Here is a 10669-nt window from a genome sequence, read left to right on the forward strand (position 1 = left end):
TCGCGGGGACGGCTCTCGTGGGAGCAGCCCCTGCAGGAACGGTCGCGGTGGAAGCTGCGCCTGCGGGAGCGGCCATGGCCGCGATGGCTTTTCCAGCAGCAGCCCATCGCGGCAATGGCCGCTCCCAAAGGCGTTGTTCTATTCGTAACCAAACGTCTTCAGCGCCGCCTCGTCGTCCGACCAGCCGGCGCGTACGCGCACCCAGGTTTCGAGGAACACCTTGCTGCCGAACAATCGCTCCATCGCCAGCCGCGCCTTGCTGCCGATCTCGCGCAGGCGCGTGCCGCCCTTGCCGATGACGATCGCCTTCTGGCCCTCACGCTCGACCCAGATCACCGCGCCGATGCGCAGCATGGTGCCGTCGACGGTGAACGATTCGATCTCCACCGTCGTCGCATACGGCAGTTCGGCGCCGAGCTGGCGCATGAGCTGCTCGCGCACCAGTTCGCCGGCGAGGAAGCGCTGGCTCTTGTCGGTGATCTCGTCCTCGCCATAGAGCGCCGGCTGCTCGGGCATCAGTGCCAGCAGCGCGGCGACCAGCGCTTCCAGCCCGTTGCGCTTGAGCGCCGAAACCGGATGCACGCCGGCGAACTCGCGCCCCTCGGTAGCCTTCTGCAGGTACGGCAGCAACGTGGTCTTGTCGCGGATGCGGTCGACCTGGTTGACCGCCAGCACCACCGGCACGCCGGCGTCGCGCAGGGCCTCGAACGCCAGCGTGTCCTCCTCGTCCCAGCGCCCGGCCTCGACCACCAGCACCGCGGCGTCCACGCCCTCGAGCGCACCGCGGGCGGCACGGTTCATCATCCGGTGCATCGCCGTGGACGACTGCTTGCCCTCGCCGCGGTGGATGCCGGGCGTGTCGACCAGCAGCAGCTGGCCCTCGGGGAAGGTCGCGATGCCCAGCAGCCGGTGACGCGTGGTCTGCGGGCGGTTGGACACGATGCTGACCTTGGCCCCGACCAGGGCATTGACCAGGGTGGACTTGCCTACGTTGGGGCGGCCGATGACGGCGACGTGGCCGGCGCGATGGGGGGCTGGATTCATGCGCGCATTGTAGGCGTGTGGAAGCAGCCCTTGTGGCAACGCCTACGCGCGCTCCAGCTGCACCAGCACGGCTTCGGCGGCGGCCTGCTCGGCAGCGCGGCGCGAACCGCCCTCGCCTTCGGCGGTCATGGCCGGTTCGGCCAGCGTGCAGGCGACGCGGAAGATCTTGGCGTGGTCGTCGCCGGATTCGGAGACCAGCTCATAGGCCGGCAGTGCGCGCTGCCGCGCCTGCAGCCACTCCTGCAGCCGGGTCTTGGCGTCCTTGCCGACCTTGCCGGCGGGCGTCTCGTTGATCGCCGCCTCGAACCACGGCAGCACCACGGCGCGGCAGGCCTCGAACCCGGCATCCAGGTAGATCGCCCCGACCAGCGCCTCCAGCGCGTCGGACAGGATCGAGTCGCGGCGGTGGCCACCGGACTTCATCTCGCCGGGCCCGAGGATCAGCTTCGCGCCCAAGTCCAGCGTGCGCGCGACGGTCGCCAGCGATGATTCGCGCACCAGTTCGGCGCGGGCGCGGGTCAATGCGCCCTCGTCGGCCTTCGGCCAGCGCTTGTACAGCGCCTCGGCGACGATCAGCCCCACCACCGCGTCACCGAGGAATTCCAGCCGCTCGTTGTGCGGCACCCCGGCGCTGCGATGGGTCATCGCCTGGGCGAGCAGGTCCTGGTCGGCGAAGGCGTGCCCGGCGAAGCGGACCGGCTCGACGTCAGCCGCCATCGCCCACGTTGGTCAGCTTCTCCTCGGCGTGGAACTTGCCGACGACGTCGAGGTTGCCGACCAGTTCCTTGCGGACTTCGTAATCGACCGTCATGTCCCAGCCGGGGCCGTTCTTGCTGCGCTGCAGCTTCACGTTCTCGGGCTTCACGTTGTCCGAATAGCTGATGTAGAGGCGACGGAAGAACAGGTCCTTGATCTTGGCCGGATCCTGGTTGGCGATGCCCACCTCCTGGTGCAGGCCCTTGAGCGCCTGCTTGACCGAGTAGTACTCGGAGTACATCGGGAACAGCTTCATGCAGATGTAGGCGAAGAAGCCGACCACGGCCAGCACGATCACAAAGCTCAGCAAGGTCATGCCGCGTTGCGTGCGTTTCATCATTTTTCCCCAAATGGATGGCGTACTGCGGTCAAGGAATCCGGTTGCCGATTCGCGACGTGTCGAAGTTGTGCTTGCACAGGCTCGTCACGCTGTCGCAATTCAACCAGATCAGGAACGCCTTGCCCCGGATGTTCTGCTCGGGCAGGAACCCCCAGAACCGGCTGTCGTCGCTTCTATCACGATTGTCGCCCATGACGAAATAGTGCCCGGCCGGGACCACCTGCTGGCCCCGCTCGCCCTGGTCGACGAACGGCAGGCGGTCGATCTCCAGGATCTGGTGCGGATGCCCGGGGATCTGCTCGGTCAGCAAGCTGGCCCCGGTCATTTCGGCGCCACTGCCCACTCCGACGTAGTCGCCCACGCGCTCGTAGCCGAACGGCTTGCCGTTCACGAAGACCTGGTTCTGCTTGTATTCGATGGTGTCGCCGGGCAGGCCGATCACGCGCTTGATCCAGTCCTGCTCCGGATGCTGAGGCGGCTTGAACACCACCACGTCGCCGCGCTGCGGCTCCCCGATCGGCACGATCTTGGTGTTGCTGATCGGCAGCCGCAGGCCGTAGGCGAACTTGTTGACCAGGATGAAATCGCCGGTCAGCAGCGTGGGCATCATCGAGTTGGACGGGATCCGGAACGGCTCGGCGACGAAGCTGCGCAGCACCAGCACGATCGCCAGCACCGGGAAGAACGCCTTGGCGTAATCGACGTACCACGGCTCCCTGCCATCGTCGAGCAGGCCGGCATGGGCCGCGCGCCGCCTGGCGAGGAACAGCTTGTCCAGCAGCCAGACCAGGCCACTGAGGAGGGTCAGGACGACCAGGGCGATTTCAAACCAGCGCATCGTTGCTCCTTTGGAGCCGGGAGTCGGGAGTGGGGAATGGGGAATCGGAAAGACGGACTCGTGGAATCCTGGGCCATCGCCTCGACGCGGTCGGTGCGACAGCTCCCGGTTCAAACAATTCGCTATCCCCCATTCCCGGCTACTTGTCCTGCTGCAACACGGCGAGGAAGGCTTCCTGCGGGATCTCCACGCGGCCGACCTGCTTCATCCGCTTCTTGCCTTCCTTCTGCTTTTCCAACAGCTTCTTCTTGCGCGAAACGTCGCCACCATAGCATTTGGCCAGCACGTTCTTGCGCATCGCCTTGACCGTGGTCCGGGCGATGACCTGCGAGCCGACCGCGGCCTGGATCGCGACGTCGAACATCTGTCGCGGGATCAGTTCCTTCATCTTTTCGGTCAGTTCGCGGCCGCGGCGGTCGGCGTGGCTGCGGTGCACGATCAGCGACAGCGCATCAACCTTGTCGCCGTTGATCAGCGTGTCTACGCGCACGAACGGGCCGGCGTCGAAACGCAGGAAGTGGTAGTCGAGCGACGCATAGCCGCGCGAGACGGACTTGAGGCGGTCGAAGAAGTCCAGCACCACTTCCGCCATCGGCAGCTCGTAGGCCACCTGCACCTGGCTGCCCATGTAGGTGATGCCCACCTGGCTGCCGCGCTTCTCCTCGCACAAGGTGATCACGTTGCCGACGTAGTCCGGCGGGGTGAGGATGTTGGCGCGGATGATCGGCTCGCGGACTTCCTCGATCTGGTTCACCGGCGGCAGCTTGGCCGGGTTGTCCAGCGGCAGGATGGTGCCATCGGTCTTCAGCACCTCGTAGATCACCGTCGGCGCGGTGCTGATCAGGTTGAGGTCGTACTCGCGCTCCAGCCGCTCCTGCACGATTTCCATGTGCAGCATGCCCAGGAAGCCGCAGCGGAAGCCGAAGCCCATCGCCTCCGAGCTCTCCGGCTCGAAGCGCAGCGCGGCGTCGTTCAGGCGCAGCTTGTCCAGCGCCTCGCGCAGGTCCGGGTAATCGTCCGCGTCGACCGGGAACAGGCCGGCGAACACGCGCGGCTGCATTTCCTGGAAGCCGGGCAGCGGTTTCGGTGCCGGGTCGGCGGCGAGGGTCAGCGTGTCGCCGACCGGCGCGCCGTGCACGTCCTTGATCGAGGCGTTGATCCAGCCCACTTCGCCCGCGCGCAGCGCCGGCATGTCCTTGCGCTTGGGCGTGAACACGCCGACCTTGTCGACCTGGTGGGTGCGCCCGGTGGACATCACCAGGATCTTGTCGCCGGGCTTGATCTCGCCCTGCATCACGCGCACCAGCGAGACCACGCCCAGGTAGTTGTCGAACCACGAATCGATGATCAGCGCCTGCAGCTTGTCGGTGTCGCGCGGCTTCGGCGGCGGGATGCGGGTGACGATCGCCTCCAGCACGTCCTCGACGTTGAGACCGGTCTTGGCGCTGACCGCGACCGCGTCGGAAGCATCGATGCCGATCACCGCCTCGATCTCTGCCTTGGCGCGCTCGATGTCGGCGGTGGGCAGGTCGATCTTGTTGAGCACCGGCACCACTTCCAGCCCCTGCTCCACCGCGGTGTAGCAGTTGGCGACCGACTGCGCCTCGACGCCCTGCGCGGCGTCGACCACCAGCAGCGCGCCCTCGCAGGCGGCCAGCGAGCGGCTGACCTCGTAGCTGAAGTCGACGTGGCCGGGGGTGTCGATGAAGTTCAGGTGGTAGACCTGCCCGTCCTTCGCCGTATACGGCAGCGACACGGATTGGGCCTTGATGGTGATGCCGCGTTCGCGCTCGATCGGGTTGTTGTCGAGCACCTGCGATTCCATCTCGCGCGCGGTCAGGCCACCGCAGATCTGGATGATGCGATCGGCCAGCGTCGACTTGCCGTGGTCGACGTGGGCGATGATGGAGAAGTTGCGGATGTTCCGCATCGAATCGGACATGAGTGGGCGTCGGTGGTGGCCGACGTCGCGGCCTTGCGGGGTAAACGCGGCATTATCGCATGGCACGTGCCCCGCCCCGACCGCAATGACGTTCCGGCGTCCTGCGCGGGCCACGACGCGGCCACGCGCGGTCGTCCCTCCACCCGCTGCCTCTCCGGGCCGCCGGAGAGGCCGCCACTCACTGCGCGTCGTCCGCCCGCGGGGTGACCGCGAAGAAGCGGGTCGAGTTGCCGCGCCGGACCAGCAGCATCACCGTCTGGCCCGGCTTGACCCCGGCCAGGGCGCGATCGAGCCCGGACACGCTGGCCACCGCCTCGCTGCCCACGCGCAGCACGATGTCGCCCGGCTGCAGGCCGGCCTCGCGTGCGGCCAGGCCGTCGATGCGGGCGATGCCAACGCCCTCGCCCGGCTTCAGCCCGGCCTGGCGGCGGTCGTCGGCATCCAGGTCCTGGCCCACCAGGCCCAGCGGGTTGGCCGAAGTCTCGGCCCGGCCCTGCGGCCCGCGCGGCATCGGCTGCTGCGACGCACCGGGCAGCAGGCTGGGATCGAGCTCCTCGAGCGTCACGCGGACCTCCTTCGGCTTGCCGTCGCGAAGGATGCCGAGCGTGGTCTTCGTGCCCGGAGGCATCGCGCCGATGATCGGCGGCAGGTCACTGGACTGGCGGATCTGCGTCCCGTCGATGGAGCGGACGACGTCGCCGATGCGCAGGCCGGCCTTCTCGCCCGCGCTGCCGGGGGTGACGTCGTTGATCAGCGCGCCGCGCGTATCGGGCAGGCCCAGGCCCTTGGCCGACTCGGCGTCGATCGGCTGCAAGGTCACGCCGATCATGCCGCGGCTGACCTTGCCGGTCGCCTTGAGCTGCTTGACCGCGCCCATCGCCAGGTCGATCGGGATCGCGAAGCTCACGCCCATGTAGCCGCCGGAGGCGCTGAAGATCTGCGAGTTGATGCCGATCACCTCGCCGCGCACGTTGAGCAGCGGGCCACCGGAGTTGCCCTGGTTGATCGCCACATCGGTCTGGATGAACGGCACGTACTGCTGCCCGGCATACGGGTTGCTGCGCCCGACCGCGCTGACGATGCCGGCGGTGACGGAATGGTCGAGGCCGAACGGCGAGCCGATCGCGATCGCCCACTGCCCCGGCTTGAGCGCGTTGGAGTCACCGATGCGCAGCGCCGGCAATCCCGTGGCCGGGATCTTGAGCAACGCGACGTCGGACTGCTCGTCGCTGCCCACGACCTTGGCGGTGAATTCGCGACCGTCGGACAGCTTGACCTTCACCTCGTCCGCACCATCGACGACATGGTGGTTGGTCAGCACATAGCCATCGGGGGAAATGATGAAGCCGCTGCCCATCGACTCGCCGCGCGGCTGCGGGCCGTGGCCCTGCCCCGGCGCGCCGGGGAACGGGAAATCGTCGGGGCCGAAGAAGCGGCGGAAGATTTCGGGGATGTCCTGCTGCACCTGGCGTTGGCGCGGCGAAGCCTTGCCGCCGATCTCCGCCATCACGTTGACCACGCCCGGGCCGACCTGCTCGACCAACTGGGAGAAGTCCGGCAGGCCGGCCACCGGCGTCGGCGCGGTCGACAGCGTCGATTGCTGCGCAGTGGCGACAGGAAGCACCACCGCAGTGGTGGCGGCAGCGGTGAGGATGACCAGGACAGCGGCTTGCAACGGGGCTTTCATCGGCGAAGCACCTTCAACGTCAGGCAATGGGGGAAAACTGGCTCGGGCGCCGCACGCGATGCCAGGCGGCGCGAAGGAACAGGGTACGCGGCAGGCCGCGGGGTCAGCGTGGCCCGCTGGCGGTGGGCTGCTCCGGTGCCGGCTGCAGTTCCACCCGCGGCTCGAACGGGTGGAACGGATGCTCCTGCACCGTGCCGCCATAGCTGGCCGTGAACGCGCCATCCGCCGGGAAGCCCGGCAGGATCGCCCGCGGCCACGGACGCGCCTGCGCCGGCCGCGTGGCGAACAGATCGGTCACGGGGGCGGCGGAAACCGGGGCATCGAGCTCGGCCAGCGTCGTCGGCACCGGCGGCGCCATCGCAGGCGCGCCGCCAACGGCGGCTACCCGTACCGGCGCTTCGACTGCGGAGGCCGCGCGACGGACACGCGAAGCCGCCCGCTGCTGCTGGGAACGCGCAGCGCGGCGCTCAGCCGCGCGGCGCGGTACTTCGGCTACCGCGACGGCGGTTGCCAGCGTAGTGGCGGCATCGGGTGCCGGTGCCGGTGCCTGCGCAGGCGCGACCGGGGTGGGGGCCGGCGACACGGATGCCACCGGATTCCCGACTGTCCCGGGTGCTTCCGCAGCCGTGCTGGCGATCACCTGGGTCTGCGCGGCCGCCCCGGAATCGGGTCCGGGCACCTGGCGGCCGACGAACAGCGCGACCATCGCCACCGACGCGGCGAGCGCGGCACCGCCGCCCCAGCGCGCCCAGCGCGGTTGCCTTGCCGTCACCGGCGCGGTGGCCGCCGATGCGGCCTGGTCCTGGCCGGCGATGGCGTTGGCCACGCGACGCGAGAAATCCGCCGGCAGCAAGGCGTCGTGGCGGCCGCGCAGGATGTCGCCGCAGACCTGCCAGCGCTCCCAGCACGCGGCCAACTCGCCGTCGTGCTCAAGCCGGCGCAGCATGAACTTCGCCTGGTCGGGCAGCAGCTCGCCGTCGAGCATCGCCGACAGCTGCTGGCGGTGGTGGTCGTGGAGCTTGTCGGTGTTTGGTTCGTTGCCGGGCTGGATCATTTCGTCACGCTGGGTCATCTGGCTGCACGCTCTGGCCTGGTTTCGACATCCATCAGCGGCTTGAGTTCCGCATCGATCGCTTCGCGGGCGCGGAAGATGCGTGAACGCACCGTTCCGATCGGGCAATCCATGCGCTGCGCGATCTCGTCGTAGCTCAATCCCTCGACCTCGCGCAGGGTGATGGCGGTGCGCAGTTCCTCGGGCAACGCGTCAACGGCGCGCATCACCACCTGCTCCATCTGCTGGCGGGCCAGCTCGCGGTCGGGGGTGTCGGTATCGCGCAGGCGGATGCCCGAATCGAACTGCTCGGCGTCGCTGACGTCGATGTCCTCGGTGGGCGGGCGGCGCTTGTGCGCGACGAGGTGGTTCTTGGCGGTGTTCACGGCGATGCGGTGCAACCAGGTATAGAACTGGGCGTCACCGCGGAAATTCCCGATCGCGCGGTAGGCGCGGATGAAGGTGTCCTGGGCCACGTCCTGGCATTCGCTCCAGTCGGCGATGTAGCGCCCGATCAACGCCGCGATCCGGTGCTGGTACTTGCGCACCAGCAGGTCGAACGCCGCGCTGTCGCCGCGCTGCACGCGCCGGACCAATTCCTGGTCCAGGTCCTGTCCTTGCTGTGTGTCCACGACTTCGGCCATCGGGCCGGTGCTCCCTGGGGGCCCGGCCTTCCGGCTGGGCGTTATGACATGGGCGTGCGAAGGAAAGTTCCGCGACATCCTCCTGCGGCATCCTCATCCACTTGGGGCCGGGTCGCGCCTGCCACAAGCCATGCAGGCCCGAATGGCGCTCGAACGACGCGTTTCAAGCGCCGATTTGACGCCGATCGAACATCATCTGGATGATAACGGGCTCCCAGGCACCGTAACGGATCAAATCCCATGATTGCAGGGCTCGACGGACTGCGCTTCAGCCACTGGCAAGCCGAGCAACGCGAGGACGGCATCGTCGTGCTCACGTTCGACCGCGCCGGCGAGTCGGTCAACACCTTCGCCCAGGACGTTCTGATCGAACTGGAGGCGCTGGTCGAGCGCCTCTCGCTGGACCCGCCCCGGGGCCTGATCCTGCGCTCGGGCAAGGCCAGGGGCTTCATCGCCGGCGCTGACATCCGCGAGTTCGCCGAGTTCGACGCCAAGGGCACGATCGGCGACTCCATCCGCCGCGGCCAGCAGGCGTTCCAGCGCCTGGCCGAACTGCGCTGCCCGACCGTTTCCGCGATCCACGGCTTCTGCATGGGCGGCGGCACCGAGATCTCGCTGGCCTGTGACTACCGGGTGGCCTCGAACGACCCGTCCACGCGCATCGGCCTGCCGGAAGTGAAGCTGGGCATCTATCCCGGCTGGGGCGGCAGCGTGCGCCTGCCGCGGTTGGTGGGCGCGCCGGCGGCGTTCGACATGATGCTCACCGGCCGCACGCTGTCGGCATCGGCGGCGAAGGCGATCGGGCTGGTCGACAAGGTGGTCGAACCGGCGCTGCTGGTGGATACCGCCGTGGCGCTGGTGCTCAAGGGCACCACGCGCCCGTTCAAGCAACGCTTCCTCGCCTGGATCACCAACACCTGGCCGGCGCGGCAGATCCTGGCGCCGCAGATGGCCAAGCAGGTCGCGCGCAAGGCGCGCCGCGAGCACTACCCTGCCCCGTACGCACTGATCGAGACCTGGCGCCGCAGCAGCGGCGGCACCCAGGCGCTGCTGGCAGCCGAGCGCAAGTCGGTGGTCAAGCTGGCCGGCACGTCCACGGCCCGAAACCTGACCCGCGTGTTCTTCCTGCAGGAGCGGCTGAAAGGCCTCGGCGGCAAGGACTCGGGCATCAAGCGGGTGCACGTGATCGGCGCCGGCGTGATGGGTGGCGACATCGCCGCGTGGTCGGCCTACAAGGGCTTCGAGGTGACCCTGCAGGACCGCGAGCAGCGGTTCATCGACGGCGCGCAGGTGCGCGCGCAGGAGCTGTTCGCGAAGAAGGTCAAGGACGAGGCCAAGCGTCCCGAGGTGGCGGCGCGGCTGAAGTCCGACCTCAACGGCGACGGCATCCCCGAGGCTGACCTGGTGATCGAGGCGATCATCGAGCAGGCCGAGGCCAAGCGCGAACTCTACGCGACAGTTGAGCCGCGACTGAAAGCCGACGCATTGCTGACCACCAACACCTCGTCGATCCCGCTGACCGAGCTGCGCGGACACATCCAGCGCCCTGCGCAGTTCGCCGGCCTGCACTACTTCAACCCGGTCGCGCTGATGCCGCTGGTGGAGATCATCCACCACGACGCGATGGCGCCGGAAACCGAAAAACGCCTGGCCGCATTCTGCAAGGCGATCGACAAGCTGCCGGTGCCGGTGGCGGGCACGCCCGGCTTCCTGGTCAACCGATTGTTGTTCCCGTACATGCTCGAAGCCGCGACTGCGTACTCGGAAGGCATCCCGGGCGCGGTGATCGACAAGGCGGCGGTGAAGTTCGGCATGCCGATGGGACCGATCGAATTGATCGACACGGTGGGCCTGGATGTCGCTTCCGGCGTCGGCCAGGAGCTGGCGCCATTCCTCGGCCTGCAGATCCCACCTGCGCTGGCCACGCCGCCCGAGCCGGGCAAGCGCGGCAAGAAGGACGGACAGGGCCTGTACGCATGGGTCGAGGGCAAGCCGAAGAAGCCCGAAGTGCCGAAGGACTACAAGACGCCCGAGGATCTCGAAGACCGGCTGATCCTGCCGCTGCTCAACGAGGCCGTCGCCGCGCTGCACGACGGCGTGGTGGCCGACGCGGACCTGCTCGATGCAGGCGTGATCTTCGGCACCGGCTTCGCGCCGTTCCGCGGCGGCCCGATCCAGTACATCCGCGAGACCGGCGCCGATGCCGTACTGGCGCGACTGCAGGCGCTGCAGGCGAAACATGGCGATCGCTTCGCGCCGCGGCCTGGCTGGGATTCGCTGGCGCTGCGCGCCTGAGGCACCGTGCTTTCGTAGGAGCGGCGGAAGCCGCGAGCTTTTCGTATCCGACCGGAAAGCTCGCGGCTTCCG

Annotated in this window: 9 protein-coding genes; 1 reads left to right on the forward strand and 8 read right to left on the reverse strand. The window is 68.3% G+C overall.

Annotated features, from left to right (window positions below; genetic code table 11):
* Positions 1 to 138 precede the first annotated feature (138 nt).
* From era to rpoE, 8 genes are all read right to left on the reverse strand, one after another.
* Positions 139 to 1044 carry a GTPase Era gene (gene era / locus ACTJIL_RS07615; protein ID WP_440754936.1) on the reverse strand — a complete coding sequence of 302 codons (906 nt, stop codon included), beginning with the start codon at positions 1042 to 1044 and terminating at the stop codon, positions 139 to 141.
* 42 nt (positions 1045 to 1086) lie between these two features.
* A complete protein-coding gene (gene rnc / locus ACTJIL_RS07620; RefSeq protein ID WP_440754937.1) occupies positions 1087 to 1761 on the reverse strand; it encodes a ribonuclease III in 675 nt (224 codons plus the stop codon).
* The gene (locus tag ACTJIL_RS07625; RefSeq protein WP_440754938.1) at positions 1751 to 2137 is read right to left on the reverse strand and encodes a DUF4845 domain-containing protein; all 387 of its coding nucleotides are present in this window, start codon (positions 2135 to 2137) and stop codon (positions 1751 to 1753) included. The genes rnc and ACTJIL_RS07625 overlap by 11 nt, the downstream gene beginning before the upstream one ends.
* A gap of 31 nt (positions 2138 to 2168) precedes the next feature.
* Positions 2169 to 2978: a signal peptidase I gene (gene lepB, locus ACTJIL_RS07630; protein WP_440754939.1), complete on the reverse strand. Its 810-nt coding sequence runs from the start codon at positions 2976 to 2978 to the stop codon at positions 2169 to 2171.
* A 139-nt stretch (positions 2979 to 3117) separates the two neighbouring features.
* The gene (gene lepA, locus ACTJIL_RS07635) at positions 3118 to 4908 is read right to left on the reverse strand and encodes a translation elongation factor 4 (RefSeq protein ID WP_440755875.1); all 1791 of its coding nucleotides are present in this window, start codon (positions 4906 to 4908) and stop codon (positions 3118 to 3120) included.
* A 190-nt stretch (positions 4909 to 5098) separates the two neighbouring features.
* Positions 5099 to 6607 carry a DegQ family serine endoprotease gene (locus ACTJIL_RS07640; protein ID WP_440754940.1) on the reverse strand — a complete coding sequence of 503 codons (1509 nt, stop codon included), beginning with the start codon at positions 6605 to 6607 and terminating at the stop codon, positions 5099 to 5101.
* Between the two features lie 103 nt (positions 6608 to 6710).
* Positions 6711 to 7679 carry a sigma-E factor negative regulatory protein gene (locus tag ACTJIL_RS07645; RefSeq protein ID WP_440754941.1) on the reverse strand — a complete coding sequence of 323 codons (969 nt, stop codon included), beginning with the start codon at positions 7677 to 7679 and terminating at the stop codon, positions 6711 to 6713.
* Positions 7676 to 8302, reverse strand: coding sequence for an RNA polymerase sigma factor RpoE (gene rpoE / locus ACTJIL_RS07650; protein WP_440754942.1), 627 nt, complete (start codon positions 8300 to 8302; stop codon positions 7676 to 7678). Before rpoE ends, ACTJIL_RS07645 begins: the two co-directional genes overlap by 4 nt.
* A 240-nt stretch (positions 8303 to 8542) precedes the next feature.
* Between rpoE and ACTJIL_RS07655 the strand changes: the two genes are divergently transcribed.
* Positions 8543 to 10597, forward strand: a complete 2055-nt coding sequence (locus ACTJIL_RS07655; RefSeq protein WP_440754943.1) for a 3-hydroxyacyl-CoA dehydrogenase NAD-binding domain-containing protein — start codon at positions 8543 to 8545, stop codon at positions 10595 to 10597.
* Positions 10598 to 10669 lie beyond the last annotated feature (72 nt).

It is taken from the genome of Luteimonas sp. 22616, from assembly GCF_052044325.1.
In the GTDB taxonomy this organism is placed as follows: Bacteria; Pseudomonadota; Gammaproteobacteria; order Xanthomonadales; family Xanthomonadaceae; genus Luteimonas.

What these genes read in the sequence shown, in the direction of transcription:
- era (WP_440754936.1), bottom strand. Translation starts at nt 1,044, where the DNA reads ATGAATCCAGCCCCCCATCGCGCCGGCCACGTCGCCGTCATCGGCCGC.
- rnc (WP_440754937.1), bottom strand. Translation starts at nt 1,761, where the DNA reads ATGGCGGCTGACGTCGAGCCGGTCCGCTTCGCCGGGCACGCCTTCGCC.
- ACTJIL_RS07625 (WP_440754938.1), bottom strand. Translation starts at nt 2,137, where the DNA reads ATGAAACGCACGCAACGCGGCATGACCTTGCTGAGCTTTGTGATCGTG.
- lepB (WP_440754939.1), bottom strand. Translation starts at nt 2,978, where the DNA reads ATGCGCTGGTTTGAAATCGCCCTGGTCGTCCTGACCCTCCTCAGTGGC.
- lepA (WP_440755875.1), bottom strand. Translation starts at nt 4,908, where the DNA reads ATGCGGAACATCCGCAACTTCTCCATCATCGCCCACGTCGACCACGGC.
- ACTJIL_RS07640 (WP_440754940.1), bottom strand. Translation starts at nt 6,607, where the DNA reads ATGAAAGCCCCGTTGCAAGCCGCTGTCCTGGTCATCCTCACCGCTGCC.
- ACTJIL_RS07645 (WP_440754941.1), bottom strand. Translation starts at nt 7,679, where the DNA reads ATGACCCAGCGTGACGAAATGATCCAGCCCGGCAACGAACCAAACACC.
- rpoE (WP_440754942.1), bottom strand. Translation starts at nt 8,302, where the DNA reads ATGGCCGAAGTCGTGGACACACAGCAAGGACAGGACCTGGACCAGGAA.
- ACTJIL_RS07655 (WP_440754943.1), top strand. Translation starts at nt 8,543, where the DNA reads ATGATTGCAGGGCTCGACGGACTGCGCTTCAGCCACTGGCAAGCCGAG.